Consider the following 26,212-nt stretch of genomic DNA (forward strand, 5'->3'; position numbering starts at 1 on the left):
GGGCACTCGGCCGTGACGGCCGTGATCGCGCTCGGCCGGATCGCGCGCCGCGACCCGTCGACGAAAGTCACCTGGGTGCTGCGCCGCGGCACGGTCGGCAACACTTTCGGCGGGGGAGAAGCGGATGAGCTGCCCGCCCGCGGCCAGCTCGGCATCACCGCGAAAGAGTTCGTCGATGCCGGCCTGATCGACCTGGTGACCGGGTTCCGGGTCGAGAAGATCGCCCGCGACGGCGACCGGGTGCTGCTCACCAGCGAAGACGGCCGCACCCTCCCGGCCGCCGATCACGTCGCGGTGCTGACCGGGTTCCGGCCCGATCTGTCGTTCCTGTCGGAGCTGCGCCTGGAGCTGGATGCGACGTTGCAGGCGCCGGTGGGGATCGCGGCCGAGGTCGACCCCAACCTGCATTCCTGCGGATCGGTCGCTGCGACTGGCGCCGCCGATCTCGCCCAGCCGGAGCCGAACTTCTACCTGGTCGGCGCGAAGTCCTACGGGCGCGCGCCGACGTTCCTGGCGATGACCGGCTACGAGCAGGTTCGTTCCGTCGTCGCGGAGCTCGCGGGTGACCACGAGGCCGCTGCCCGGGTTGACCTGGTGCTGCCCGACACCGGGGTGTGCGGGGGAGCGGGCCTGTTCGACTCGACCGGGACCGCGATCGGCGGGAGCTGCTGCGCGCTCCCGGAGCAGCCGCTGATCCAGATCGGCCGCGCCCCCGCCTCGGTCTAGCCGGTCGGGGCCTAGCGGGTCAGGAGTGTCGACTGAATCTGTGCGGCCACGGCCTCGCGCAGCGGCCGCACCGCGTCGGCGTCCCACGCTTCCGGGTTGGGGAATGACCATTCCAGCACCTCGCCGCGCGGCGTCGCCGGCAGGGCGAGTCCGGGCTTCATCAGCACCACAATGTCGGCCTCGTCGAGGTCCGAGGTCGTGACCGCGCGTGGCACGTTCCCCGAAATATCGACACCCAGCTCGGCCACGGTCGCGGCGACGGCCGGGTTCACCTCGTCGGCGGGCGAGAGCCCGGCCGAGGTCGCGGTGAACCGGTCGCCGGCCAGGTGGTCGAGGAGCGCGGCTCCGAGCTGGGAGCGGCCGGCGTTGTGCTGGCAGATGAACAGGACGGTGGGGGTGGCGGTCATGGATCGCTTTCAGTAGTCGTGCGGGTGGTCAGGCGTGCGAGCTGGTGAAGCGAGGGGCGACGTGCAGCTCGTCGAGCAGGGCGAGGACGCGGCGCTCGATCTCGTCGCGAATCGGCCGGATATCCGTGGCGGTCAGCCCGGCCGGGTCATCGAGCACCCATTCCTCGTAGCGTTTTCCGGGGAAGATCGGGCAGGCGTCGCCGCAGCCCATCGTGATGACGACGTCGGCGGCGCGCACCACCTCATCCGTCCACGGCTTCGGGTACTCGTTCGAGATATCGATACCGCGCTCGGTCATCGCGGCGATCGCTTCCCCGTTCACCTGGTCGCCCGGCTCGGAACCGCCCGACCAGGCCACCGCGTTCTCGCCGGCGTAGTGCTCGAAGAACCCGAGGGCCATCTGGGAGCGGCCGGCGTTGTGGACGCACAGGAACAGCACGGTGGGCTTGCCGTCGAGGTGCTTCCCCTCGACCCGGGCGAGGGCGCTCAGCCGTTGGCGGGCGAACTTCTCGGCCAGCAGCGGCAAGAAGGTGGTAACTTTCGCACGTCCCGCGAACTGGTCGTAGGAGAAATGCAGGAACCGTTCGATCGTCTCCACGTTGAACGTGCCGGCGAAGTCACGTTCGAGCCTGGTAGCCGCGGTCTTCAACGCGTACTGCTGATCGAGGGTGATGGCGGGATTCATGGGGTGCTCCCTTGTTCAGGATGCGGCGAGCCGCGGAGCGAGGTCCGAGATGCGTCGGTGCAGCTCGGCATAGGTGGTGTCGAATGCGGCGGCGGTGCCGATTCGAACCGGGTCCGGGATCGACCAGTGGAGGTTCCCGGTCACGCCCAGCTCTTCGTGGGCGTTGTCGCAGACGGTGACCACGAAATCGGTGTCGGTCAGCACGTCACCGAGCACGCGCGGCTGGACGTCTGCGAGGGCGAGGTGGTGGCGCTTGGCGGCGGCGATCGCTCCTGCGTCGATCTGCTCGGCCGGATGGGTGCCCCCGGATGCGGCCGGGATGGTCGACTGCTGCTCCCAGAGCGCGGCCGCGAGCTGCGACCGGGCAGAGTTCGCGGTGCAGACGAACACCACCCGGTCGGCCCGTTCCACCGCACCCGGCGTGAGCCCGGCAAGCGCGGTGGTGGTCAGGTGCACGTAGGAGCGGCGCTTGTCGGCCTCCGATCGGGACCGGGCGACCATGCCGACGGCTTCGAGGGCATTCAGGTGATGGGTGACGAGGTTCGATCGGATGCCGAGCGCAACCTGGATTTCGGTGGGGGAGAGGTCGCCCAGCGTGAGCAGGTCGACGATGCGCAGCCGTGCCGGCTCGCTGAGCGCGGCGTGCTTCGCTGCCCGCCGCTCCAACTCTTCACTTCGCTCAATGTTCATTGTCTCAATCTTGACTGAACTAGTTGGTTCGAGTCAAGATGGGGCCGACATGAAAACCCCACACCTTCACCCCGAGCTGTCCCGCCCGCATCTGGCGCGCCGGGTCACCGCCGAGTTCGTCGGCACCGGCCTGCTCGTGACGGTCGTCGTCGGCTCCGGGATCGCCGCGCAGCAGCTCTCGGCCGGCGACGTCGGCCTGCAACTGCTGGAGAACAGCATCGCCACCGCGCTCGGCCTGGCGGTGCTGATCCTGATGCTCGGACCGGTGTCCGGGGCGCACTTCAACCCGGTCGTGTCGATCGCGGATTGGCTCATCGGCCGTCGTGGCCACGGCCTCCCGGGCCGCGATCTCGGCCCGTACCTGCTCGCGCAGATCGCGGGCGGCATCGCCGGCACCCTGCTGGCCGGCGTCATGTTCGACGTCGCCCCGACGATCTCGACCACCGACCGGGCATCCGGTGGGCACCTGGTCGGGGAGGTCGTGGCCACGGCGGGCCTGGTGCTGCTGATCTTCGCGCTCGCCCGCACCGGCAAGGGCGCGGTCACCGCGGCCGCGGTCGGCGCCTACATCGGCGCCGCCTACTGGTTCACCAGCTCGACGTCGTTCGCGAACCCCGCCGTGACGATCGCCCGCACCTTCACCGACACCTTCGCCGGCATCGCCCCCGCATCCGTCGCCCCGTTCATCCTCGCCCAGCTCGCCGGCGCCGCCCTCGGGCTCGGCCTGCTGCTCGTGCTCTACCCGACCGCCGCCCGCAGCACGGCTGGCGACGTCGCGGTCCCGCACCCTGTCGAAGCCCACTGATCCACCCCTTGAAAGGCACACCCTCATGCACCTCGTAGCGATCGGCGGAAGCGACGCCGGAATCTCCACCGCACTCCGCGCCCGCGAACTCGACCCCTCCGTCGACGTGACCGTCGTCGTCGCAGACTCCTACCCGAACTTCTCCATCTGCGGCATCCCCTACTACTTCTCCCGCGAGGTCAACCCGTGGCAGTCGCTCGCGCACCGCACCCACGCGGACCTCGAAGCGACCGGGATGCAGCTCCGCCTCGACACCCTCGCCACGGGCATCGACGTCGCCGGCCAGCAGCTCACCGTCCGCGACGCGAACGGGCAGGAATCGACGATCGCCTACGACGAGCTGATGGTCGGCACCGGGGCATCCCCGTCGACGGCCGGCATCGAAGCCGGCGGGCTCGGCCCGGACGACGGCGTGCACGTGCTGCACTCGATGGGCGACACCTTCGCGCTCGAGCGCTACCTCGACGAGCACCAGCCCGCGACGGCGATCATCGTCGGCGCCGGCTACGTCGGCCTCGAAATGGCCGAAGCCCTCACCGTCCGCGGCCTCCACGTCACACAGCTCCAGCGCGGACCCGAAGTGCTCTCCACCCTCGACCCCGAACTCGGCGCCCTCGTCCACGACGAACTCACCCGCCACGGCGTCGACGTCGTCACCGGCACCCGCGTTCAGCAGATCACCCGGACGGCCGCAGGCCTCACGGTCACCGGGCAACAGAACGGCACCGAGTTCGCCCGCACGGCCGACCTCGTGCTCGTGGTCGTCGGCGTGCGCCCCAACACCAGCCTCCTCACCGAAGCCGGCGCATCCACCGGCGCCGGGGGAGCGGTCGTCGTCGACGAGCAGATGCGCACCGGTCTCCCGCACGTCTGGGCGGCCGGCGACGGCGTGGTCACCCACCACCGCCTCCTCGGCATCACCTACCTGCCCCTCGGCACGACCTCGCACAAGCAGGGCCGCGTGGCCGGCGAAAACGCGATCGGCGGCGACGCCCGGTTCGCCGGCAGCCTCGGCACCCAGGTCGTGAAAGTCTTCGACCTCGTCGCCGCCCGCACCGGACTCCGCGACCACGAAGCCATCACGGCTGGGCACACGCCCCTGAGCGGCACCGCGATCGCGGACGACCACAAGGCCTACTACCCGGGCGCGAAGCCCCTCAGCATCCGCATCACCGGCGACACCGGCACCGGGCTGCTGCTCGGCGCGCAACTCGTCGGCGCCCGGGGAGCGGAGATCGCCAAGCGCGTCGACACCTACGCCACCGCCCTGCACCACGGCATGACCGTCGACGCGATGAGCGACCTCGACCTCTCCTACACGCCCCCGCTCGGCTCCCCCTGGGACGCGGTGCAGGTCGCTACGCAGGCGTGGAGCCGACAGCTTCGTGCAGCGGTCAGTGTCTAGAGAGGTTCGTCATCGACGAGTTGAGCGTGGCGACAGCGCCACCCACAGCCCGCAGCGGCGACAGATGTAGCCGCCGTCGCTGAGAGCGTGCAGTTTGGCGAGTGGCAGCGTGCGACCGCAGCAGGAACACTCTGTGCCCGGTGCGATCGACGTCACGTTGTCATCTTCTCACTCGGTCCCTGTCACGGCGGGGCTAGGCGACGTGATCTCGGATTGCTTCGATGAGTTGGGCGACGGACGGAGCGCCAGCGAAACCGCTGTCGCTCCGATAGACGCGGCACGCCAATTCCGAGGTTCGTCCCCCGGACGGGAACGCGTCCACGCCATCGAGAAGAATCGTCGGGGAACCCGCGAATGGAACTTCCGAGGCCTGGACGCTGTTCGATAGCAGCCGATACGTCACCTCGACGTCACCGTGCCCCAATTCGGTCAGCGCCTCCTGTGCTCGAACTCCGGCCTCAACCCAGTTGGGGCATTCATCGATATGAAGGATCTCCACGCGCATAGCTCAGTATCGCTCGATCTCGTCAGGACTCAGGGTCGTCGTCCTGATCGAGGAGCATGCCCACGGATGTGGCGCAGGCGTCGCCCTTCCAGGCCTCGATGCCTTCGCGGAAGGCGAAGGCGACGATGACGAGCGCGGCGATCGGGTCGGCCCACCACCAGCCGAGCAGGCTGTTGAGGAGGAGCCCGATCAGCACGGCGGCCGACAGGTAGGTGCAGATCAGGGTCTGCTTCGAGTCGGCCACGGCGGTCGCGGAGCCCAGCTCGCGGCCGGTGCGTCGTTCCGCGAGCGAAAGGAACGGCATGATGGCCACGCTGAGGGCGGTGAGCACGATGCCGACGGTGCTGTGCTCGGCCTCGACAACACCAGTCAGAGCCAGGATCGAGTTCGCGCCGACGTACAGGGCGAGGGCGAAGAAGGCCACGGCGATGACCCGCAGCGTTCCCTTCTCCCACCGTTCGGGGTCCCGGCGGGTGAACTGCCACGCGACCGCGGCCGCGGAGAGCACTTCGATCGTGGAGTCGAGGCCGAACCCGATCAGGGCGCCGGAGGATGCGGCTGTTCCGGCGGCGATCGCGACGACGGCCTCGATCAGGTTGTAGCCGATCGTGACGGCGACGATCAGCCGGATGCGCTTGTGCAGCAGGGCGCGGCGCTGTTCGGTGGGTTGCGCGGTCGTCGCGGTCACGGGGTGGCCTCGCAGCATCCGGGAACCGTGCAGGACTCGTCGTTGCAGGGCGCCGAGGTGTCGACGGCGAGCACCACGCTCACCAGGTCGTTCAGTGCCTTCGCGAGATGGGCATCCGCGATCTCGTACCTGTTCTGCCGCCCCTCGGGCTCCGCGACGACGATGCCGCAGTCGCGCAGGCAGGTGAGGTGGTTCGATACGTTCTGGCGGGTGAGGTCGAGGGCGGTGGCGATTCCGGCCGGGTAGGCCGGCCCATCGAGCAGCAGCATCAGGATGCGCGAGCGGGAGGGATCGGCCATCGCACGGCCGAGGCGGTTCATCACGTCCAACCGCGAGCTGAGCGTGAGCGGCACGGGAGCGCCCGCCATCAGATACTCAGCATTCGGAGCTGGTCGGCGTCTCCGGTGACCACCAGCGCCAGGGTGTCGCCGGCATCCCGGATGTCCCATCTGACGAATGAGCAGCAGCGCGATTCAACGTCCACGAGCCGGCGCAGCTCGGCCACGGACTCCTCGGTGCGTGCGTAGTGGATCGTCAGGACACCATCGGCATCGTCGCGACCTTGGGCGAAGGCCTCATCGAACCGCCGCCAGGCCGTGAGCTGAGCACGCCCATCGGTGGCCGTCAACGAACACGCCGCCGGCACGAGGGGGAGCGCGCTCCGAACGAAAGAAGTCATACCCACATTAATACAGCGTCTGCTGTATTAATCAAGGGTGGTCTGATGGGAACGCGTCAGCCAGGGTACGAGGCGCACGAAGACCACCATGCCGACCAGCTCGACGAGCGTCTGCGTGACGACCGCTAGTGGAGCCAAGCCGAGCGACGCCGGCAACGCCAGAGCCAGGGGGAGGACGACGAGCGAGTTGCGGGTGGACCCGCTGAACATCACGGCTCGGGTCGATGGAACGTCCAACCGGGCCACACGGCCGGCGACCAGCCCGACAAGAACCATGATCGCCAGGAACACCACGTAGAGCGGGACGACGCGAAGCAGTGCCACGGCCTGTCCGCCGACGGCCGCGATCTGAGAGCCGATCACGACCGCGAGAGTCAGCATCATGAGCGGCACCATCGCCCCGGCCATGACGACCTCAATAGCTCGGCCGACACGATGCCTGGTGGCGATCGCTTGAACGATCGCGGCCGCCACCAACGGCACCACGATGAGCACGACAAACGCCTCGACGAATGGCCCCACCTCGATCAGCTCCACCGCGCCGCTGCCCGCGAAGAGGAGCAGATATATAGGCAGGAGCACGATCTGCAACAGCATTAGCAGCGGCGCTGCCGCGAGAAGCCGTGCCCGCGCCCCGCCGGCCAGCCCGGTGAACACGATGACGTAATCCACGCAGGGGGTGAGCAGTACCAGGAGCAGCCCGAGGAGCAGCCCCCGATCGTCGGCGACGAACCGAGAAAGCCCGAACACGATAAGCGGAACGACGAGGAAGTTCACGACCAGAACCGTGAGCAGGAATCTGACGTCGCGGAACGAACGGCCCACCTCGATCAGTGGCACGCCGAGGAACGTGGCGAACAACAGCAGAGCCAAGGTCGGATTGATCGCGACCGTCAGGGCCGGCGCGATCGCCGGCACGAGAGAGCCGACAAGGGCGCCGAGAAGAATCGCCGCGACGTACAGCGGAACCTGTTGCCTGTCCCACCACTCAACGACACGCCCCATTCGACCAGCCTAGAGAACGACAGGCACCAGATCAGCGATGAGGCTAGCCGGCCGGGCGCCGCGGAAACGTGACGTATTGCGAGAAGGTGCCGGGCAACGGCACAGTTGGCCTATGCCGCGCTTCGTCCCACTGCCAGATAGGGATGGCCCTGCCGGCAGCGCGCGGATGTGGATCAATCCTGAGCACGTTGTGTCGCTCGTTCCGAAAGTCCACCGAGACGGAACCCACCACATTCTGCGGGTCGAGATCAAGCTCGTGGGCACGCCGGCCTTCGATGCCTGGCTGGGGAAATTCGACTCCGGAGCTGACGCCGATACGCGATGGGGAGAGTTCCTTCGCGACCTCGGCAACCAAGTGCGCGCGGAGGGCTAATCCGTCGCTATTGACATAACGCACGTTATCCGCGGTACAAAAGCATGTGTGACAAACACACTAAACCTCGGGCCGAACGGCGAAGACTCGCGGTCTGCGGCTGGTTACGCGGCTCTACAGAGAGTCGCTGTAAAACTTTCCATGCGAGCGGATGATGCGTCGCTGCTGCAGTTCCTGGCGAGCCTCTTTGATGAGACGAAGTAGGTCGGGATTCAGCCCTGGAATCCATTGAGGAAGGAACTGATCAGTAGCTTCGATGAGTGCCTCTGGTGATGGATCCGTGCGAGCCACGTGATCAAGCAGCCCGAGCTGGGCTCGCGCATCAGCAGATGCCGGGAGAACGAGAGAACTGACCTCGCTCGGCACAAGTTCAAGGACTCCTCCTCCGAAGCTACGTCCGTTTGTTTCCACCGAGAGGAGGGTGAGGGAATTGTGAAATGCTGCGGCAACATCGTCTGGTGTCAGCGAGGAGCTAGACAGCATCTGGCCTCTGTAGATGGTATCGGTAGTGACGACTCCGGCCCGGTTGACGATCACGCGAGGGAAAAGGTTGGAGCGTTTAGACATCAGGAGTTGGCCAGGCTGCACCACCGGTACTCGGAACCAAGGAGTTCGCACGCGGCATTTGAATCGCTCGTGCAGCTCGGCTTGCTCGCCTCGACTCAGATATCCGTGTGCTCGAGAATTTGAAGTGGGCGAAGGCCTGGCAGCATCGAAGCTCAGCATCCACGCCGAAGCGTCGCTATCGGAGAGCTGCTCGTGTTCCGCTGCCGTGTAGGTCAGGCCCCTCGCGAACCGTGTTCGCGGTAAAAGGGGCAAGGTCCACTGCTTCAGGTCATTCTTCTTCACGGTGGCGCTGTCGACGCAGAAGAAGTCATTGGCGCCCGTGACGGTTGACACCGTGAATCGTGCTTCATTGCCGAGATGAGTTAGACCTTCAAGACGCATGCTCGCCGAGAGCGCGCTCTCCTGTTCGGGATTGAGCAGGTACGGCGTCCAAGTCTTGGCTGCGGGAGAGACTTCGTGGCGCCATTGATGCGTTCCGCCGTTGTGATCGAAGAAACGCACGGTTTTGCTGGCGCTCGCACCTCCGGCAGCCTTACGGCCGGTCAGAATGAGCACTTCCTGCAGGACGGCGGGGAAGGAGCCGGGCTTGAATAGGTCGATGCTGAGGTCAGTAGTGGCTTCCAGTAGCCAAGCGCGAACACGCCCCGCAGAAACGCCCGTAAGAAATTCTGCGGGGAGGATCATGGAGAAGACGCCGCCCGGAGCGAGACGCTGAATCGCAAGCAGAAATACGGGTATCCAGAGGTTGGAGACGGCCGCCCCAGGGATGCCCAGCTGGGCGCCTATGGAAAGTGCATGCTGCTTGTCTTCGGCCGAGATGAATTGGAAGCGCACGTAAGGCGGATTCCCCAGTGCAAGGTCAAACTGAGAGGCGTGTCGCCGATCCCAATCGAGCACATTGGAGGTCTGCACTATTCCCGGCAGCCTCGCCGCTTCGAGAGTCTGCGAGGCCTTGTGTGCTTCCTGATCAAGAATTTCCACCGCCTCGATATGGGCGATGCGGTCGGCCAATGGAGAGCGACGTAGGCCGCGAATGAAAGCACCATCGCCGGCTGCAGGCTCAAGGACACGCAAATTGTGCCGACCCTGCAGGAGGTCAGAGGATCGCTTGAGGCACAGATCCACCAATATGTCGGGAGAATAGAATCCGCCCCGCAGCTTCTCGTCGCTTACTAGGTTGCGAGTTCGCATGGTCTCCACTTCAGTAGCTGAAGCAAATCCTACGTGCTCGCGTCCCACCCAAACGACGCAACGCCCGAGAGACTCATCATGTGAAAGCGCGTTTTGTGGGGCAGCCCGCGCAAGGCCAACCCAGCCTGCTCGACTTTGTAGAGCATGTTCTAGCAACCGATGCCGACCATCTCTCCATCGTGGTGGCATGGGCCAAACGTTCCGGATTGGGGCGAGTTTCTGATCAACTCGAGGCTTTTCGTGCTCGCGGCGGACATGTCGAGATGATCGTCGGTGTCAGCGAAGGGGGAGCAACGCAGGAGGGCCTCACCTTAGCCCGTGACCTTTCAGACGAAGCCTACGTATTTCACGATCCACGCCGAACCTTTCATCCGAAGGTCTACCTCGCGACCGGCGCGCAACAGCATTCGTTGTTCGTCGGCTCGAGCAATCTCACCGCAGGCGGTCTGGGGTGGAACTACGAAGGCTCTCTTTGGCTTGACTCCACTGGCGACGAATTAGAAGGCCCTTTCGCTGAGGCGCGCGATTGGATCGCGACGTTGAGGGCGGAGCCGACCGTCTGCCGGCCCCTGACAGAAGAGCTGATCGACGACATGATGTCGAGTCGGGATATCTTCATCGCAAGTGAAGGAGCCAGCCGGCGGGTATCCACGCCAGAGCAACCGGCTCCCGAGGACTCCGACAGCGTCTCCTCGGGATCTGCAAAAGGGTTGTTCGGCGTCCCGACTGGTCTGATGCGACCGCTCCCGGCTCTCGCCGCAGCATTCAGAAAGGCCAGGTCGCGAGCCCGACCCTCGGCCGCGAAGCCCGTGGCTCCTATTGCTGCTGCTCCCCAACCCGTTGCCCAGATACCCCCCGCTCACGTCGTCCGACGGTGGTTCAAACACATGGACTCAACAGCGGCGCAAAAACCCAAAACGGCTAACAGCAATCCGACTGGAAACCTTCGCCTGAGTCAGGAACGGTTTCCGTTCGACCATCAGACGTACTTCTTTACAGACTTCTTCGGGGGCCTCCCCTGGACGCCGAGAGCAGGGAGGGAGAGCGAGATGGAGGTGATCGTATCGTTCGAGACCTACGTGGACGGCGTTTCATACGGCGATTTGGACCTCAGGCTTAGTCACGATCCTGCCCGGGCGTCAGGTCAAGGCAACGTGACGACGCTTCTGCACTGGGGAACGGTGCTGAGTCGACTCCTCCGGGAGGGCAATCATGTTGGCGACCATGTGACACTGGAACGCCTACAGCCCGAGGGATTTCGGCTGATCATTGCGGCCCAGTCCACCGGAGACTTCGCTGTCTGACATCGGCGGCAAAGTAAGCCCTCGACTCTTGTGTGCTTGAGATGGGACTGTCGGTGGCCAGGACGATTGGTGAGCCAGAACGGCTTCCGCTGTTCGACCCGGTTAATCGGACGGACCCGAACCCTTCGTATTACGCGGAGCCTGAATTCAGGTTCCTAAGTCGCGTGCCAGGACCATGGTGGGATCATGTTCGCCAGCTCATGCAGTCGTGGGCTGATCATGTTCAGGATGACGGCGACTACAAGGACCTCCGTAACCGCCTCCGTTCAAGTGATGACGATCAGTACCGAAGTGCATACTTCGAGCTGTACCTACACGAGTCCCTGATCCGTGCGGGTTTCCAGGTAACCGTTCACCCGTCAATTCCCGGGAGCAGCCGGCACCCTGATTTCTTGGCAGAACGAGAAGACCAACGGCTCTATCTCGAAGCCATCGTTCCGGGGACACCGCCCTTATCAAAGGCCGCCAATCGCCGGCGCGCGATCTTGTTCGATACGGTCAACAGGCTTCATACCCCAAACTTTCTACTCGCGCTGGAGCATCTAGTCGATGGCCCTCGCGATCCCGCGTCCGCGCGGCTTCGTCACGCGCTCGGAGTGTGGTTAAAGACTTTGGATCCCGACACGATCACAACAGAGAACGCTCCGAGTTTTCAATGGGAGAACGCTGGTTGGTCGGTTGGTTTCAAGCCCATCCCGCTTCGACCCGATGCCAGGGGCGTGCGGCCGGGCGATAGAGCCATCGGCATTTTCGGTCATACCGGTGCGCGGGTCGTCAATGAAGCGGCAACAATCGTGAGCGCGCTCGGGGTGAAGCACAACGCGTACGGAGTGCTTGATGCTCCGCTACTTATCGCGGTCGGTTTGCAGGCGTTCAGTGCGCACACCTGGGATAGTGCCAACGCGTTCTACGGCCCCGAAGTTGTGCGGATACGCAACGCCAGTGACGGAATTGAGACGGTCGACCGAAGCCGGGAGATGAACGGCTACTTCGGTTCACCTCCCGACTGGGGTCATCGACAGGTTTCGGGAGTGGTCGTGGTCAACCAACTCGGACCATACAAACCGCTACTGGCCCAGCCGACGACTTGGCTCCACCCCGGAGCCTTATACCCGCTGAGGAACTCTCCCGGTCTCCCGGGGTCGGTCATGGAAGCTGTCGGTGACCAGGTAGTGGAGACCAGCGCTATTCCATCAGCTGACTTCTTCGACCTGCCGGACCCGTGGCCACCCGGAGACCCATGGGGCGCACCATGACTTCGATGCTCTAACGCGAAAGTCAGCGGCGAAGAATTAGGCAGCGCGGTGATGCGACTTCGCCGGCACGAGGCGCCACTCCTACCGGGTGGTCTTAAAGCTAGATACAGCGTTCATGGCGTGTCTGTCGCTATTAAGGCTAGATACATCTCTAGCCTCGGGCTATGGCTCCCCGTCGACTACCTCGTGGCACACGAGTTGACGCAGTGTCGCTCGGCTACAAGATCGAGCGGCCGCAGAAAGAGCGCCTAGACGCGATCGCTCGCAATGCGGGCGTCTCTAGCGCTGTTCTGATCGAGAAGATGCTCGATCACCTGGAGCTGACAGACCAGGGCATTCCCGTCTGGTGGGAGCCCTTGCCGCGTGATGGGGAGTTGCCTATCGACTCGGCTTAACGAGAGAGGCCCGCCAGAGGCGGGCCCGAAGCTCTGGCTCCCTACCTCGGGAATGTTTGGCGACAGAACGAGGTGTGGAGCAATCCCAGTACAAGAACCCGGTAGAGCCGGGAGGCTCTTCCGCGTCTTCAAGGAGACGTGTCGATCGTACCTCACGTGGGACTTGCTGTCCCGTTTTCGCGCGCAAACACGCCGGTCGGCGTGTCAGATCACTTCGACGACCCGATTTTGGGGCCACAGGATGCCCCAGGAGCTGCGAGTTCGAAGCGGTCGGGCTCTTGGAGCCTGGAGGCCCCTCCGGGGGCGTATGCGGCTGTGCCGGCTTGGACGAGTGGTGCTGCGTGGTTCGATGCGGTGATGGATGCTCTGCGCACCCCGGAGGGTGAGGAGCTGCGTCGGCGGGTGTCGATCGCGCCCGATACGCTGCTGCGGATTGCGCACGCGGACATGCTCTCGGCCGACGCCGACACGGGCCGCGGTGTGAGTACCGCGCATGAGACGGTGGCCGAGGTGACGGGTGTGTGTAAGAAGACCGTGCAGCGCGCTCGTGGGCTGCTGGAAGCGCTCGGGTTGGCCGTGTCGATCGTGGAGGGCCGCTACCTCACTGTGGCTGAGCGTGAGGCCGCTGAGAGTGTCCATGGGGGACGTCAGATCAAGGCCGCGTCGGTGCGTGCGCTGACGATGCCGAAACGGTGGGCTGTTGAAAATGTCCATCTACCCCGTAGGGGTGACCTTGGTCTTAAAGCTCCTGATTTAGAAGTTAAACCAACGCGCACAAGCGCGCGCGAGTCGGCCGCTTCGCGCCCTCCAGCAAAGACGAATGGGTCAGACCGCCCAAGTCTCCCGAGGTCGGGCCGGCCGAGGACAATTGGGCTCCAGCGGTTTGCTGCGAGGCTGGTAGCTCGGATGCGGTGGTTGGCGGATGGGCGGCATATCGGTCAGGTGTGCGCGATGCTGGAACGCTGTGAGGTCGACCCGGACAGGTGGACGATCGACGCCTTCATGGACGCTCTCGCCTCGGGTAACAAGCGTGCCGGCTTCACCGTTGCGGAGCCTGCCGGGCAGCGTGATCCGGTGGCGTATCTGGGGTGGCAGATCAAGAATGCGATCGACCCGAACGAGCCGACGCCGGCCGAGGAAGCGCAGCTCCGAGCGATCCAGGCCCGGGCCGAGCTGGAGGCCCGCCGACGTGAACGCGAGGCCGAAGAAGCACGGTGGGCGTCCCGCGATCAGGCGGCTATCGACGAGGCGATCGCCGCGATGCACGAACAGCAGAGAGCGTGGGAACGTGCCCGCCGGCACCCGGGCGGAGCTGCCGAGTGAGCGCACGAGCTTTCACCTCAGTTGCAAGGTGCTCAGTTGGCGGTCGGCGCCGGCCGCCGGCGAGTCGATCAGAATTCGCGAGAGGCGGCCTGGTGCGTCGACGTCGAGCTGCAGTCGAGGTGCCTGCCTTAGGGGCGTGGCCACGTGCTCGAGCACGGTGCGGTGAGGGGTTTGAATCCGGCGTCAGGTCGCCTATCGTGCAGGGAACGGCTTCTGAATGCCGAGCCCGCGCCGCATAGCGCCGGCCGCCCACCCCCAGCAGGGCGGTTCGTAAACCTATTCACTGAGCGCGAATAGTTTGGCGAACGGTTGAGGCCTGTTTTCCCCCACCACCACACCACCCCCGGGCTTCGCCCGCTTCCCAACCTCCCCCAACTCAGCGATGCAGATTTGATGGAGGTTGGGAAGTAAAGGGGTGGTGTGGTGGTGGGGGAAAACAGAAGAGATAGAAGAAGTGGAAAGTGAAGTGAATAGGTAGGTATGGGGGTGGTGGGGTAGTCAGATTTGCATTCGGGTGAGGGTGAGTGGTGGTGACGGATCTGAGTCGATGATGGCTGGTGTCGTCCGAGGATGGGTTGCGGTTTGTGACTCGTGTGGGGGCCATTTGGTCTAGCGTTTGTCGGGGGTGCAACGTAGGGTCGAATTGAAAGGCTCTAGGGGGTTGTATGCGGTTGACCGAGCGGGACGAGCAGATGTTGGCCTGGCTGGACGTGGTCCGGTTGTGCGATATGGATGCGATCAGGTTCGCGCTCGGAGGCTTGTCGGGGGCTGGTGAGCCGGTGAGTTTGCGGAAGGCGCAGCAGTGGGTCGCGCGGCTCGGAGAGGTCGGTTTGGTTGACCGGCAGCGGCTCACGTTCCGGGATGGGTCGATCGTGTGGGCGACGCATCAGGCGACCGGGAAAGCGGCCCCAAATCTGTACAGGCAGACGACGCGTCACGAGATCGTGGTGGCGTCGGCCGCGGCCCGGTTCCTGTGTCGTGGCTACAGCTGGGAGCGCGACCGGAAGCCGGCCAACAGGAACGACCACCAGGCCGACGGCGTCGCCACCCGGGACGGTGTGCGGGAGCTGGTCGAGGTGGAGCTGACGCCGAAGACGGGAGCCCGGTACGGGAAGATCATCGACGATCACGCCCGCCGGCTCGAGCGCGAAGGCTTCGCCCGGGTGATCTACTTCGGCACCTCCGTAGCGCTGCGCGCGGCCGGCGCCGACGAACACACTAGAGCACTCGGATCACTGCGCACCCGATTCCTCTGGCTGCCCCTCCTGGATGCTCGAGGGCAATGGCCGAAGGACGACGAGGCCGCCTGGCAGACGATCGCGGATCAGGCCGTGGCCGTTGAGCTGGAAGGCGCCCGCTCGAGTCGTTGACACGTAGGTGTCAACGACCACGGCGCACCGATGACCCGATGAAGGGGACACGAGGATGAGCAACCCGCAACAGACCGACCAGCCCCAAAGCGACCCAGGCAGCGACGCTCTCACCGCCGTCGTCGCACTCGCATTGAAAGTGGTGCTGGCGCTCCTGCTGCTGCCGCTACTGGTGCCGCTGATCGTGGTGGCGGTGTCGAATGAGATTGTGGCGACCAAGACCCGGTTCTGGATCGTCTCGCCCTGGCGGTGGGTACTCAACACCGTCGGCGTGCTCCTAGTCATTGCCCTCCTCACGGTGGAGGTGATGCTGCTGGCCGGGTGGTTCAGCTCCGGCCAGGCTGAGGCATTCCGCAACTCCCCCGACTGGGGCGATCAGATCCTCCCGACGTTCCTGCCGTGGGCGATCGCCAACCTCGCCTCCGGCGTGTTCCTGATCCCGGCCGCGATGTCGGCCCACCGCCGCCGGATCGCCCGCCGGGTGCGCACCCGCCGCATCTCGGACGTGCTGCGGCAGACCCAGATCGAGCAGGCCCGGAAGCGCGCCGCGGACGCGGCCGCCGCGAAGCGGGTTGGTGTGCAGCTCGACGCCGAAACCGGCGCCATCGCCAGCACCTCCTACAAAGCACTCACCGCTCCCCTAGCCGGCCCCCACGGGCGGCAGGGGTTCGGGTTCGTGTCGCGCGCGACCGTGAAGAACCTCGCGGAACGGTTCTACGACGTGCGCCGCGTGCGCGACTGGACCGACGACGAGGGCAAGCTGATGATGCTCCCCGCCGACGCCGCATCCGTCCGGGCGCTGCTGATCGCCGAATCCGGCACAGGAAAGACGGTGTTGCTGTCGGACATGATGCTGTGCGCGCTGATGTACGGGTGGCCGGTGGTTTTCATCGACGCCAAGGGCGACCCCGCCGACGCCGAAAAGCTCCAGGCGATCGCCCGGTCATTCGGCCGCACCGCCGAAGTCGGCGGCCCGTGGAACCTGTTCACCGGCACCGCCGACCAGGTCACATCCAAGCTGATGCGGCTCATGCCGCCCCCGGACGGTGCGAACCAGTACTACCTCAACGAGATCCGAGGCGTGCTGCAGGTCGTGCAGGCAGCGTCACCACTGGCCAGCGTCGACGACCTCCGCGAACGCCTCACCCGGCCGGAGAACTTCATCGACGACCGCGTCGACCTCGGCATCGTGCTGCACAAGGTCGACCGCGACGGCACCACTGCCGGCGAACGCGCCCTATCGAGCTTGCTCGTGGAGCTTCGCCCGCTGCAGCAGTGGATCGGTCCCGACGGGTGGTCCTACGACAACCCGCAGGCCGACATTCGGATCGTTCCCCTCTCCCCCATCAGCGACACCCAGGCGCGCCTGGGTGACCTGCTGCTGCTTGACCTCCGCAACTACCTCGCCACCCGCCTCGAGCGCCGCGACAAGACCCCCACGCTCGTCGTCGTCGACGAGTTCCCCCAGCTTGTCACCGGCACCACTGACCCCGGCGACACCGCCACGAGCCTGTTCGAGACGGCCCGCAGCGCCGGCATGGGCCTCATCCTCGCCGCCCAGTCCGTCGCCGGCCTCTCCCGTGATGAAATCTCCCGCCGCCGCGCCCTCTCCTCCGGCGCCGCGCTGATTTTCGGGCGATCTAAAGACCCCGAAGACGTCGTGCAATACGCCGGCACCATCATGCAGATGGAAGCCTCCGGCGCCGCCACCGGCGAGGAACTGAAATCCGGCCGCGCGCAACACACCTTCCTCGTCCCACCCCAGGACGTCCGCGAAGCCGCCGACGGAGCATTCTGGATCATCCAGGCCGGCGGAATCGCACCCTTCCGAGCACTCCCCACCCGACGGGCCGCGGCCACTGCCCAGGACGCCGTGCAGGCGGTGGAGGTACCGTCAGCGGTTGTGGCGGAAGATGTTGACGGCGAGCAGCAGAAGCCACGCGAAGAAGAACAGCAGGAGCACGCTCAGTAACCCGATCGGCAGATGCATCCGATTGGTCAGCTCCCCGAACGGCCGCGTGAAACCCCACGCGCTCATCGCCAAGACAAACACGGCGAGGGCGATGACTGCCCAGGCGTTGCCCCGCGTGGCGCCGGCACGAACCGGTGCCACGCGATCCAGCCACGTCTTCGAACTCACTGGCCCGCTCCCCCGCCCTCGACGGCCGGAGGCTGCCGGTGCAGACGCCGAAGCATGTAGATGGCCATGCCCACAAGCGAGGCCGCAACTGCGGCCAGAATGCAGCCGGCGATGAGAATGCCCCAGTCGCGCCGGTCGGTGCTGTCCGACGCCAACTGTGTGGCTCCGGGCGCAGCGATGACGAGGCCGCCGACTACGAGGATCGACTGGACGATAAGGATGCGCCACCAGGCCTTCACGCGAGCAAGCCTGGCACCTCTCGCGCTGGGAAGCATCGAACATATGTTCTAATCTGGCGGCATGGGAACCAATCGCCGATACGGGTCTGACCTGACCGACAAGGCGATCAACGCGGTCCTGGTTCGCCCGAAGCCGCTCTCGCTGACCGAAGACGAAAAAAAGTCCACCGGCGAGGCGGTGCAGCAGCCGCCGGCGGAAAAAGCGCCCCAGGTGCTCGCGTGGGTGCGTTACCCCGAGTGGACGGTCCAGGTCGCTGGCCGGGTAGTCGCGTACAACGACCGGATGGTGCTCGTCGAGTGGGAAACCCAGGGCGGCGGCACTCACCAGGCGTGGGTTTGGCGCTCCGCGGTGACGATCCCGAAGCCTGGCCGGCCAGGCAAATAGGGCCGGCCTAGCGGCCGCTGTTTCTTTCCGCTGCGCTCGACATCTCCGGCCAAACCCTCGCTCACACGGTAGTTCGCTCCCGGCGCTCCGTTCCGGAGTTCTCGGACGCGCCCCTGCGGGGCTTATTTCGCCCGAGAACTCCGGCACTGCGCGCCTCCCGCTCACTGCCATGCACGTGAGGGTTCGGCCCGAGAAAAAGTTTGGAGAGCACCATGACAATCACCATCACGACGAAGGTCACCGTCTACAGCCGCCCCGGCTGCGTGCAGTGCACCGCCACGTATCGCGCGCTTGATCGCAAAGGCATCACCTACAAGCCCGTCGACATCGACCAGACCCCCGGCGCCGAGGAGCTGCTACGCGAACTCGGCTACCTGCAGCTTCCCGTCGTGATCGTTACCGGCACCTGGGACGGCTGGTCCGGATTCCGCCCCGACTGCATCGACGCACTCTGACCCGACCCGCTTTCGAGAAAGGACGACAGCCATGCTCACACTCACCACCCCCGATGGGACCGCGATCACCGCCGCCACCGATGTTGAACTTGCTTCGAAGTGGCTCGACCACCAGTACGGCGAGAACTGGGACACCGGGCTCATCCCCTTCGACCAGCACGACGCAATGAACTCCACGATCGAAGAACTCGCCCTGATGCAAGATGGCATCCTCTCCGGCTACACCGTCACCGAAAGCACCCCCATCAGCACGACCGTGCTCGAACGCTTCGTGGCCGCGTTCACCTGGGACACCGCGGGCGACGTCGCCGCGACCCTCAACTGCGGCGAGGTTGACGCCCTCGCCGATCTTCTCCGCGCCGCCGGAGCCACCGACACCGCCGCCTTGTGGATCGAGCGCCACGCCGAAGGCGACGAAGAGGGCGACGCCCACCACCCCGGAACCGCCGACCAGGAGGCAGGACGTTGACCACCACAACCATCACCGTGCCCCTCGTGGCCGCGATTGAAGAAGCCTGGGCCGCGATCCAGGACCGCCACGAAGATGTTCCCGAGGTCGTCGTGACTCTCGCCTCCGGCAACGGCCGCGGCGGCATGGCCTACGGCCACTTCGCCGCCTCGCGCTGGGCTCGCGGCGATGCCCTCGTGCACGAGCTGCTGGTTGGCGGTGAAGGGCTCCAGCGCGGCGGCCGCGCCGTGCTCGGCACCCTCATCCACGAAGCCGCCCACGCCGCCGCCGAGGCCCGCGGGATCAAAGACACCAGCCGACAGGGCCGATTCCACAACACCCGCTTCAAGGCCATCGGCGAAGAATTCGGGCTCACCCTCACTAAAGACCCCTCGATCGGCTGGTCGATCACCGACGTACCCGCCGCGACCGCCGACAGCTACCGCCACGCCATCGACGCTCTCGACGCCGCGATCGTCGCCTACCGCCTCACCGACATCGGCGGTGTCAGCAAGAAGACCAACAATGGAGTGGTGGCCGCCTGCGAGTGCGGGCGGAAGATCCGCGTCAGCCGCTCCACGTTCGAGGTCGGCCCCATCGTCTGCGGCGTGTGCAACGCTGAGTTCGAAGCAGAGGACGACGAGGGGTGAACCATGCAGGCGCTACAGGCGGCAGGCTTTGCCGTCTTTGCCTGTGGCGCCGTGCTGTTCGTGCTCCCCCGCGTGCTGTCGATCCGCGGCCGCGGCCGCCGCGGAATCGCCCGCGCATCCCTCGCCGCATTCGCGCTCGGGCTGCTGCTCATCATCGGCCCTCTCATCGTTGGCCTGATCGGCCACGCGATCCTGTACCCAAATAGCTGAAAACATCTAGTCCCCCTTGATGTTTACTATCTAGGGGGACTAGACTAGTCTTATGACGAAGCCGCAGAAGTACCGGGACGTTACCAAGTTCCTGCGATCGAAGGGCTGGGAGTTCAAACGCCAAAAGGGCAGCCACGAAATCTGGGGGCCGTCCGAATCCGGCATGATCTTCTCACTCGTCGCTCACAAGGGCGAGGTTTCGGTCGGAGTGGTTCGACAGATTCAGCAGATTTTCCCGGATGCGCCTCGTGAATGGAATTGATGTGAAGACCAGCCAGATGCCCCGCACGCTCCACGCACGCGCCTACCGCGACGCCGGCAAGTGGTGGACGATCGAGATTCCCGAACTCACCTCCACCGGCCCCAACGGCTCCACCATCGTCGCTATCGGCGGCGCCGTCGCATTGAAGGACGTCGACCAGGCCGCCCGCGACCTCGCCGCCGTCTGGCTCGACGTCGACGACGATCAAATCGCCGTCGAGGTGACCGTGGAGCTCCCCGAAGCCGCAGCCACAATGTGGGCCGAGGCGAACGAGAACGAAGAACACTCCCGCGAAGCGGCAGCAGCGGCCGCGCGCCTTCGGCGCGAGGCAGTGCAAACCCTCAAAAAGAGCGGACTCACACAAGCCGACGTCGCCCGCGCGCTCGGCCTCTCCGCTCAACGAATCAGCCAACTCTCACACTGATCGCTCGCTGGTCAACCAAAGGACCACTCCCCCGCATTGCGTAGCGCCAGGACTTTGTCACGGTCATTTCGGATCGTAAGTCTGTAACTCTGTACCAACGTAACTCTGTAAGTTCGTAACTTACGGGGATATGGGCTGTAACTTACAAGCTTTGTGAGTAACGAAGTTACGGACCCCGCATCTTACTGACTCGCCGTAGCGGCACTTTGTAACTCCGACAGTTACAGACAAAATGTCCACATGAGAATCGTCGCGCTAGTCGGCCAGAAGGGTGGCGTGGGCAAGACCACGACCACAATGAATCTCGCTGCGGTGATGTCGAAGCACTCACGGGTTCTCGTGGTCGACGTCGACCCCCAAGGTTCAACAACGTGGTGGGCCGAGAACGCGGGGGAGAGCCTGCCGTTTGACTTCGCGGCCGATGTCGACCCGAATAATCTCGCGCGGCTTCGAGAGCTGCCCTATGACGCGATCTTCGTTGACACACCAGGAAGCCTCGAAGACACCGCGGTACTGTCGGCGGTCCTCGACGTCGCAGACTTCGTGATCCTCCCGCTCAACCCCGAGCCGCTGAACACACCAGCACTCGTCCGAACCGTTCGTCAGCACGTTCAGCCTCGCGATCTGCCATTCCGGATTCTGCTGAGCAAGATGGACAGGCGTCGACCCGGTCAGCTAGAGGACTGGGAACAGCTGATCGATGATGGCCTCAAAATGCCGCGCTTCAAGCAATATGTCCGGCTTTACGCGGCTCACTCAGACGCGCCACTGCAGGGCAAAGTCGTGACGCAATATGCGGACACCAGGCAGAACGCGAACGCGATCTTCGACTACACGCACGTCGCAATGGAGCTGATGGCTCTATGGGCGAACCAGACAACAACTGTGGGGAGCAAATAATGGCAAGAGCCGACCTCAGCAGCATGCTGGGCAAGTTGGAGTCAGCAGAGGCGGCGCCGGCCGCGCCGACGACGACGGCGAGTCGCCCAAGCGCACCACCTACAGGCGGCAGATCCGCGCGCAAACGGGAACAGAAGCCTGTTAAGTCGGCGCCACGCAGCACCCAGTCGAAGGAGGGTCCGCTCTTCAGTAGTCTCGAACGTAAGGAGACGCGCCTTCGTGAAGACCAGTACACAAGCCTCACGGCGCATGCGCGACGACTCAATAAGGCCAAAGGGGCCGGCGGCGAACGGATCACCGAAAACACGCTCATCCGAGTCGCGATCGACCTGCTCCTAAGCCAAGTAGACAGGCTCGAAGGCGCGACTGAACGAGAACTTACAGACTCTGTAACTAACAGGGTGCAGGCCAGCTAGGCACCAGCCGCGTCGAGCCATCTCGACAATCAGGTCAGGTCGGAAGCCTGACCACTGCATCAGCCCCGCCATCACGACCGGGAGTTGAAGATGCCCGAGAGAGCGGATGAAGCCGGCCGCCGCGGGAACCTCGTCGATCTCGACGTATCGGTGCTCGACTCTCTTGATCTCCAGAGTTCGAATGGTGGCGTCGCATTGCACGCAGCCGCTTCGTCCGTAAACGGTGACCATGATCTATTCCTCCCAGACGTTTCGAAATGCCAAAACCGGCAAGAGCATCGAGAGTGAGCGGGAGGCGCGTAGTGCCGGACTTGTCGGACGAAATAAGCCCGTCAGGGCGCGTCCGAGAAGTCCGGAACGGAGCAGTGGGAGCGAGCTACGATGTGGCGGCCGGTCTTGGCATTGGGGCGACCGCGTAGCGGGGGAGTGGCGTTGACACGTAGGTGTCAATCAGCTCGAGCTGACGGAGTCAGCGAACCATCCAGGACCACAACAGGCTGAGGTCGTCGACGAACTTCCCGCGATCGGCGGAGTATCGGACGGTGCGGCCGTTGCGTTGGCCCTCGACGTCGGCGGTGACGTACCCGGCCTCCTCGAGGTCGGTGAGCGAGACGCGCGCTGATGCCGGGCTCACGCCTGTGGCATCCGCGATCGCAGCGACCGTCGACTTGGGGTGGTCGAGGAGGAAGCGCAGCGTCATCATGCGCGAGCTGCCGGAAATCGAGCGATAGGCCACCTCGGCTCGCTCGGGCATGTCGGTCGGGTCGCGACGGCTCGGCATGGCTCCATTGTGCCTCGGTACCTGGCGGACCGCCGTGTGGCCTGAAAGGTCGGGTGGGACGTCGTCCATGAGGTCGGCTCTACTACCTTGTAGTCGAATTGCAAGCTATGGAATTCGGGTCTAATGTCCCAAGGTAGGCATAACCTAGTCAGAAGTCACCACTTCGGGGGGTAGGTAAGTATGAACGACCACAGTCACATTGGCTCAATCCCGCGTTTTGGTGTCGTGCAGGCGGGAGTCAGGAAGCGTCTAGCTGATGGTCGGGTAACGTGCTGTGAGTTGCAAGAATCACGGCATCTGTAGCCAGCCTTTCCGGTTGGCTATAACTTTCATACACACGAAATGAGACTGGGAGTCCCAAAGATGAGTTCAGAACCTGTCGGTGAGTCGCGTACATCCCACTTCTCGGGGGCCTACCAGGCCGCCGGCTACGTCGAGGACTCGGCACCGCCCGCCGGCCTCCGGGCCGTCGGCGGGGGAGTGGCAACCGAGATCGCCCCGGCCGCACTGCCGGCCGAGGTCGTGACGGCAGTCGAGGTCAACGAAGAGCCCGGGCGCACCGTCGGGGCTCACGCGGCGCCGATCACGGATGCGGAGTTCCAGGCGGAGCTCGCGCCCGAACCGCTCGACGATCTTGCCGTCATCAGCACGATCGAGAAGGCGCCCACGGCGACCCAAGGATGGCGTGGGTTGATGAGTCGACTCGGGTTGAAGATGCAGCCGGGCGAGGCGGAGAAGCAGCAGCTGCAAGCTGCCGCGCAGCTCGGGCAGTGGGAGACGGTGATCCGGCAGTTCGTCGGCACCGAAGCCGTCGGGGTGCTCGTCGCGAACCCGAAAGGCTCGAGCGGCAAGACTCCCACGTCGATCGTGCTCGGCGGGCTGCTCGCCACGATCCGCGGTGGGTCGGTCGCAGTCCTCGAAGTCTCCGACGACCGCGGAACGCTCTCGTTCCGCGCCGAGGGAAACCCCTCCCGCGGGGTCGCCGAACTGGTGCGAGACGCGGATGGCATCCGCAGCGCCGGCCAGCTCGCCGGCTACACCGCACCACAGACCAGCTACGCCTCGATCATCGGCTCCGTCGGGAACCGCGCCCCGCTGACCCACGATGACGTCGTATCGGCCACAAGGGTCATTGATGAGTTCTACGCCATCCGGGTCATGGACTCCGGGAACCAGCCGACTAGCTCCGCATTCGCCGGCGCGATCGAGACGACGGATGCGCTCGTCGTGCCGGTGCTGAACTCGGCCGACGTCGTGCTCGAGGCCGTCGCCATGCTCGACCGGCTCCGCTCGGAAAGCCCTAAGGGCGCACAGCTCGCAAACACCGCGATCATCGTGCGCCTGGTTGACGGGCGCCCCGAGAACCCGCAGCTCGTGGCGCGGCTCGACAACATCATCGACCGCGCCGGCGTCAGGGGAGTGTTCACCATCCCCTACGACCCCCACATCGCAGAACGCGGCCAGATCACCCTCAGCAAGGTATCGCCTGCCACCCGGGCCGCATTCACCGCGGCCGCGGCCGCCGTCGTTCACACCATCCAAAAGAACACCAAATAGGCCAGAAGGAGACAACCATGAGCCTCACCACCCGCGTGCCGGCGATCGACAACCCGATCGACGGCATCGTTCCGGACTTCACCATCTTTGGTACAGAGTTCACCGAGCTCTGGCAGAAGCTCTTCGCTGGCCTCTGGGGCCTCGCGATCGTCGCTGCGATCCTCTTCTTGATCGTGAACGTTGCCTCGATGGCGACTGCTTCTGCCGGTAACAACCCGCAGGAGTACAAGACCAGCCGAACTAAAGCACTTGTGTCCGGGATCTCCCTCGGCATCCTCGCCGCCATCGCTGTTGTCGTGGGGGCGATTCTGGCCGTCTTCGGGAGTTGATCCATGCGAGCCAAAGCGCGACCGCCGCGCCGCATCTGGCCCTGGTTCCTCGCCGGTGCCGCCGTGATCGCGGCCGCGGTCGTCGTGCTCGTGATCGCCCTCCGGCCGGCACCGGCCAACCCGGACGCCGCCACGCCCGCGCCAGCCCCCACGCCGAGCACGACGGTGGTGACCGATCAGGAACCGACAGGGTGTCTCGGCGGGCCACAGCGCGATGCGGCGATGCTGCTTGCAGCTCAGGCGGCAGCTCCACACACAACCAACGGCGCAGTCGAGGTGGCCGCAGCAATGGTGCGCTTCACGTTCCGTGATCCGGCTGTGTCAGCCGATGAAGCAGCACAGGTCGAGCCGATCCTTTTCGCATCTACCGCCACGCCGCAGTTCCGCGATTTGACTGGCGCTCTGCCCCAGGGACAGAACAACTCGTCGGGTGTCGTGCCGAACGGCACACCGTTCTACCTGTCGACTGTCCCTGGGGTCTGGCACGTCGAATCGGCCGAGCCTGATCGCGTCGAGGTATCAGTTGGCGCGGGGTACGTCGTAGACGGAGAGCTGAGTGCCCAACTGCGATCGTCATCAACCTTGTCGCTCGTCTGGGAAGACGACACCTGGAAGCTCGAAAGCGGCTCGATCTCGCGCACGACGCAAGACCTCTACGCGATCGGAACCACCTTCACCGGAGGCTGCTGATGGACAACGAATGCCTGAACTGGGTTGACTGCGCTGCAGGCGGTATCGGGGATGTCATCAACGGCGGCGGGGAGGTGCTTGGTTTCTTCCAAGACCCGTGGGGCAAGACGTTCGAGGCGATGCGGGACGCATCGAAGAGCCTCGCCAATGACCTGCTCCCGGCGTTGACCTCGGCAACGCTGCCCGATCTGTCTGTCGACTGGTTCTTGAGTGCTTACGCGGTTTCGTTCGCGACGGCGATCCTCGTGATGGTCGTCATTCTGCTCATGCAGCTCGTGCGTACAGCACGCGGCCAGCAGTCGGGCCGCGCCCTGGCCGAATCGCTGGGCCTCTACACGCCGCTGTTCCTCGGTGGGGCGATGTTCGGGCCGCTGATCGGCCTGCTGTTGGTGAATTTCTTCCACTCGCTGTCGAGCGTGTTCATGAGTTGGGGCATCACCGGCAGCATCGATGACACCATCAGCGGGTTCCAGACGATGCTCGATGAGGCTGACCCGGTCGGCATGGCCGGCGGGGTGCCCGTCGCCGCGATCTTGATGATTCTGATGCTCATCGGCTTGCTGCTGGTGCTGTGCATCCTGATCGTGCAGCTCGTCGCCCTGTACTTCATGGGCGTCATCGTGCCGTTGGGCATCGTGTGGATCATCGACGAGAACCACCGCCGATTCGGACTGCGTCATCGGCCTCTGGGTCGGCATCCTCGCCGCCCACCCGCTGCTGTTCCTGCTGCTGGGGGTCGCGTTCCAGATGATGGGTTCGAGCGTCAACACCTTCGGCAACAACGCCTCTCTGCAGTCCCTTGTCGGGCTCGTCGTCGCCGTGATTGCGCTGTTCATCGCCGCGTTCTCCCCGCTGTTGTTGAAGAGCTTCGCACCTGTGATCCCGCTGGGCACGGGCGGCAATAACGGTGCCGGAAAGGATCCCGGATCGTGGGGGTCGGACAAGCTCACCT

34 protein-coding genes and 1 pseudogene are annotated in these 26,212 nt (G+C 65.0%); 22 read left to right on the forward strand and 13 right to left on the reverse strand.

Annotation, left to right across the window (positions count from 1 at the left end):
• A pseudogene (locus NVV95_RS17720) lies at positions 1-726 on the forward strand (flavoprotein); the annotation flags it as partial.
• An 11-nt stretch (positions 727-737) separates the two neighbouring features.
• On the opposite strand, the gene NVV95_RS17725 reads toward NVV95_RS17720, so the two are convergent.
• From NVV95_RS17725 to NVV95_RS17735, 3 genes are read right to left on the reverse strand one after another with little or no spacing between them, the layout of a single operon-like run.
• Positions 738-1,133 (reverse strand): arsenate-mycothiol transferase ArsC, encoded by a 396-nt coding sequence (locus NVV95_RS17725; protein WP_259487905.1) that lies wholly within the window; start codon positions 1,131-1,133, stop codon positions 738-740.
• A gap of 28 nt (positions 1,134-1,161) precedes the next feature.
• On the reverse strand, positions 1,162-1,818 hold the full coding sequence (locus NVV95_RS17730) for an arsenate reductase ArsC (protein WP_259487906.1): 657 nt from the start codon (positions 1,816-1,818) through the stop codon (positions 1,162-1,164).
• 15 nt (positions 1,819-1,833) lie between these two features.
• A complete protein-coding gene (locus tag NVV95_RS17735) occupies positions 1,834-2,508 on the reverse strand; it encodes an arsenate reductase/protein-tyrosine-phosphatase family protein (RefSeq protein WP_259487908.1) in 675 nt (224 codons plus the stop codon).
• 49 nt (positions 2,509-2,557) lie between these two features.
• On the opposite strand from NVV95_RS17735, the gene NVV95_RS17740 reads away from it, so the two are divergent.
• Both NVV95_RS17740 and NVV95_RS17745 read left to right on the forward strand, forming a co-directional pair.
• A complete protein-coding gene (locus NVV95_RS17740) occupies positions 2,558-3,313 on the forward strand; it encodes an aquaporin (protein ID WP_259487909.1) in 756 nt (251 codons plus the stop codon).
• 25 nt (positions 3,314-3,338) lie between these two features.
• A complete protein-coding gene (locus tag NVV95_RS17745; protein ID WP_259487910.1) occupies positions 3,339-4,718 on the forward strand; it encodes an FAD-dependent oxidoreductase in 1,380 nt (459 codons plus the stop codon).
• Positions 4,719-4,911: 193 nt separating this feature from the next.
• Here NVV95_RS17745 and NVV95_RS17750 read toward each other — a convergent pair whose 3' ends face one another.
• The 5 genes from NVV95_RS17750 to NVV95_RS17770 form a co-directional block, all read right to left on the reverse strand.
• A complete protein-coding gene (locus NVV95_RS17750) occupies positions 4,912-5,223 on the reverse strand; it encodes a thioredoxin family protein (RefSeq protein WP_259487911.1) in 312 nt (103 codons plus the stop codon).
• Positions 5,224-5,245: 22 nt separating this feature from the next.
• Positions 5,246-5,911: a cation efflux transmembrane domain-containing protein gene (locus NVV95_RS17755; RefSeq protein ID WP_375163860.1), complete on the reverse strand. Its 666-nt coding sequence runs from the start codon at positions 5,909-5,911 to the stop codon at positions 5,246-5,248.
• A complete protein-coding gene (gene cmtR / locus NVV95_RS17760; protein ID WP_259487913.1) occupies positions 5,908-6,279 on the reverse strand; it encodes a Cd(II)/Pb(II)-sensing metalloregulatory transcriptional regulator CmtR in 372 nt (123 codons plus the stop codon). The genes NVV95_RS17755 and cmtR overlap by 4 nt, the downstream gene beginning before the upstream one ends.
• Complete coding sequence (locus NVV95_RS17765; protein WP_259487914.1) at positions 6,279-6,539, reverse strand: hypothetical protein; 261 nt, start codon at positions 6,537-6,539, stop codon at positions 6,279-6,281. The genes cmtR and NVV95_RS17765 overlap by 1 nt, the downstream gene beginning before the upstream one ends.
• Before the next feature lie 78 nt (positions 6,540-6,617).
• Positions 6,618-7,595, reverse strand: a complete 978-nt coding sequence (locus NVV95_RS17770) for an arsenic resistance protein (protein ID WP_259487915.1) — start codon at positions 7,593-7,595, stop codon at positions 6,618-6,620.
• A gap of 112 nt (positions 7,596-7,707) precedes the next feature.
• Between NVV95_RS17770 and NVV95_RS17775 the strand changes: the two genes are divergently transcribed.
• The gene (locus NVV95_RS17775) at positions 7,708-7,968 is read left to right on the forward strand and encodes a hypothetical protein (RefSeq protein WP_259487916.1); all 261 of its coding nucleotides are present in this window, start codon (positions 7,708-7,710) and stop codon (positions 7,966-7,968) included.
• Positions 7,969-8,082: 114 nt separating this feature from the next.
• Here NVV95_RS17775 and NVV95_RS17780 read toward each other — a convergent pair whose 3' ends face one another.
• Positions 8,083-9,726, reverse strand: coding sequence for an Eco57I restriction-modification methylase domain-containing protein (locus NVV95_RS17780; protein WP_375163863.1), 1,644 nt, complete (start codon positions 9,724-9,726; stop codon positions 8,083-8,085).
• Between the two features lie 80 nt (positions 9,727-9,806).
• Here NVV95_RS17780 and NVV95_RS17785 point away from each other — a divergent pair, with 80 nt between their 5' ends.
• The 6 genes from NVV95_RS17785 (at position 9,807) to NVV95_RS17810 (ending at position 17,346) form a co-directional block, all read left to right on the forward strand.
• Complete coding sequence (locus NVV95_RS17785; RefSeq protein WP_259487919.1) at positions 9,807-11,030, forward strand: phospholipase D-like domain-containing protein; 1,224 nt, start codon at positions 9,807-9,809, stop codon at positions 11,028-11,030.
• A gap of 41 nt (positions 11,031-11,071) precedes the next feature.
• A complete protein-coding gene (locus NVV95_RS17790; RefSeq protein WP_259487920.1) occupies positions 11,072-12,286 on the forward strand; it encodes a hypothetical protein in 1,215 nt (404 codons plus the stop codon).
• A gap of 206 nt (positions 12,287-12,492) precedes the next feature.
• Positions 12,493-12,681: a hypothetical protein gene (locus tag NVV95_RS17795; RefSeq protein ID WP_259487921.1), complete on the forward strand. Its 189-nt coding sequence runs from the start codon at positions 12,493-12,495 to the stop codon at positions 12,679-12,681.
• Between the two features lie 357 nt (positions 12,682-13,038).
• A complete protein-coding gene (locus NVV95_RS17800; RefSeq protein WP_259487922.1) occupies positions 13,039-14,004 on the forward strand; it encodes a hypothetical protein in 966 nt (321 codons plus the stop codon).
• Positions 14,005-14,669: 665 nt separating this feature from the next.
• Positions 14,670-15,374, forward strand: a complete 705-nt coding sequence (locus NVV95_RS17805) for a hypothetical protein (RefSeq protein ID WP_259487924.1) — start codon at positions 14,670-14,672, stop codon at positions 15,372-15,374.
• 55 nt (positions 15,375-15,429) lie between these two features.
• Complete coding sequence (locus NVV95_RS17810) at positions 15,430-17,346, forward strand: type IV secretory system conjugative DNA transfer family protein (protein ID WP_259487925.1); 1,917 nt, start codon at positions 15,430-15,432, stop codon at positions 17,344-17,346.
• On the opposite strand, the gene NVV95_RS17815 is transcribed toward NVV95_RS17810, so the two are convergent.
• On the reverse strand, positions 17,269-17,514 hold the full coding sequence (locus NVV95_RS17815) for a hypothetical protein (RefSeq protein ID WP_259487926.1): 246 nt from the start codon (positions 17,512-17,514) through the stop codon (positions 17,269-17,271). The two genes, NVV95_RS17810 and NVV95_RS17815, sit on opposite strands and share 78 nt — an antisense overlap.
• Positions 17,511-17,753 (reverse strand): hypothetical protein, encoded by a 243-nt coding sequence (locus tag NVV95_RS17820; RefSeq protein ID WP_259487927.1) that lies wholly within the window; start codon positions 17,751-17,753, stop codon positions 17,511-17,513. The genes NVV95_RS17815 and NVV95_RS17820 overlap by 4 nt, the downstream gene beginning before the upstream one ends.
• 61 nt (positions 17,754-17,814) lie before the next feature.
• Between NVV95_RS17820 and NVV95_RS17825 the strand changes: the two genes are divergently transcribed.
• The 8 genes from NVV95_RS17825 (at position 17,815) to NVV95_RS17860 (ending at position 21,487) form a co-directional block, all read left to right on the forward strand.
• The gene (locus NVV95_RS17825; RefSeq protein WP_259487928.1) at positions 17,815-18,138 is read left to right on the forward strand and encodes a hypothetical protein; all 324 of its coding nucleotides are present in this window, start codon (positions 17,815-17,817) and stop codon (positions 18,136-18,138) included.
• A gap of 212 nt (positions 18,139-18,350) precedes the next feature.
• A complete protein-coding gene (gene nrdH / locus NVV95_RS17830; protein WP_259487929.1) occupies positions 18,351-18,593 on the forward strand; it encodes a glutaredoxin-like protein NrdH in 243 nt (80 codons plus the stop codon).
• A 31-nt stretch (positions 18,594-18,624) separates the two neighbouring features.
• Positions 18,625-19,062, forward strand: coding sequence for a hypothetical protein (locus NVV95_RS17835; RefSeq protein WP_259487930.1), 438 nt, complete (start codon positions 18,625-18,627; stop codon positions 19,060-19,062).
• Entirely contained in the window at positions 19,059-19,691 is a 633-nt protein-coding gene (locus tag NVV95_RS17840; protein WP_259487931.1) for a hypothetical protein, read from the forward strand. The genes NVV95_RS17835 and NVV95_RS17840 overlap by 4 nt, the downstream gene beginning before the upstream one ends.
• Positions 19,692-19,694: 3 nt before the next feature.
• Positions 19,695-19,901: a hypothetical protein gene (locus NVV95_RS17845; RefSeq protein WP_259487932.1), complete on the forward strand. Its 207-nt coding sequence runs from the start codon at positions 19,695-19,697 to the stop codon at positions 19,899-19,901.
• 52 nt (positions 19,902-19,953) lie between these two features.
• A complete protein-coding gene (locus NVV95_RS17850) occupies positions 19,954-20,163 on the forward strand; it encodes a type II toxin-antitoxin system HicA family toxin (protein ID WP_092558431.1) in 210 nt (69 codons plus the stop codon).
• Between the two features lies 1 nt (position 20,164).
• The gene (locus NVV95_RS17855; RefSeq protein ID WP_259487933.1) at positions 20,165-20,587 is read left to right on the forward strand and encodes a helix-turn-helix domain-containing protein; all 423 of its coding nucleotides are present in this window, start codon (positions 20,165-20,167) and stop codon (positions 20,585-20,587) included.
• Positions 20,588-20,827: 240 nt separating this feature from the next.
• On the forward strand, positions 20,828-21,487 hold the full coding sequence (locus tag NVV95_RS17860; RefSeq protein ID WP_375163861.1) for a ParA family protein: 660 nt from the start codon (positions 20,828-20,830) through the stop codon (positions 21,485-21,487).
• 335 nt (positions 21,488-21,822) lie between these two features.
• Here NVV95_RS17860 and NVV95_RS17865 read toward each other — a convergent pair whose 3' ends face one another.
• Positions 21,823-22,134: a glutaredoxin domain-containing protein gene (locus NVV95_RS17865; RefSeq protein WP_259487934.1), complete on the reverse strand. Its 312-nt coding sequence runs from the start codon at positions 22,132-22,134 to the stop codon at positions 21,823-21,825.
• A gap of 238 nt (positions 22,135-22,372) precedes the next feature.
• Positions 22,373-22,753 (reverse strand): winged helix-turn-helix domain-containing protein, encoded by a 381-nt coding sequence (locus tag NVV95_RS17870; RefSeq protein WP_259487935.1) that lies wholly within the window; start codon positions 22,751-22,753, stop codon positions 22,373-22,375.
• Between the two features lie 294 nt (positions 22,754-23,047).
• Here NVV95_RS17870 and NVV95_RS17875 point away from each other — a divergent pair, with 294 nt between their 5' ends.
• From NVV95_RS17875 to NVV95_RS17890, 4 genes are read left to right on the forward strand one after another with little or no spacing between them, the layout of a single operon-like run.
• Complete coding sequence (locus tag NVV95_RS17875) at positions 23,048-24,241, forward strand: MinD/ParA family ATP-binding protein (RefSeq protein WP_259487936.1); 1,194 nt, start codon at positions 23,048-23,050, stop codon at positions 24,239-24,241.
• Positions 24,242-24,258: 17 nt separating this feature from the next.
• Complete coding sequence (locus tag NVV95_RS17880; RefSeq protein WP_259487937.1) at positions 24,259-24,570, forward strand: hypothetical protein; 312 nt, start codon at positions 24,259-24,261, stop codon at positions 24,568-24,570.
• Between the two features lie 3 nt (positions 24,571-24,573).
• A complete protein-coding gene (locus NVV95_RS17885; RefSeq protein WP_259487938.1) occupies positions 24,574-25,260 on the forward strand; it encodes a hypothetical protein in 687 nt (228 codons plus the stop codon).
• Positions 25,260-26,165, forward strand: coding sequence for a hypothetical protein (locus tag NVV95_RS17890; protein ID WP_259487939.1), 906 nt, complete (start codon positions 25,260-25,262; stop codon positions 26,163-26,165). Before NVV95_RS17885 ends, NVV95_RS17890 begins: the two co-directional genes overlap by 1 nt.
• Positions 26,166-26,212: the final 47 nt, after the last annotated feature.

It is taken from the genome of Herbiconiux gentiana, from assembly GCF_024978135.1.
GTDB classification, from domain to species: Bacteria; Actinomycetota; Actinomycetes; order Actinomycetales; family Microbacteriaceae; genus Herbiconiux; species Herbiconiux gentiana.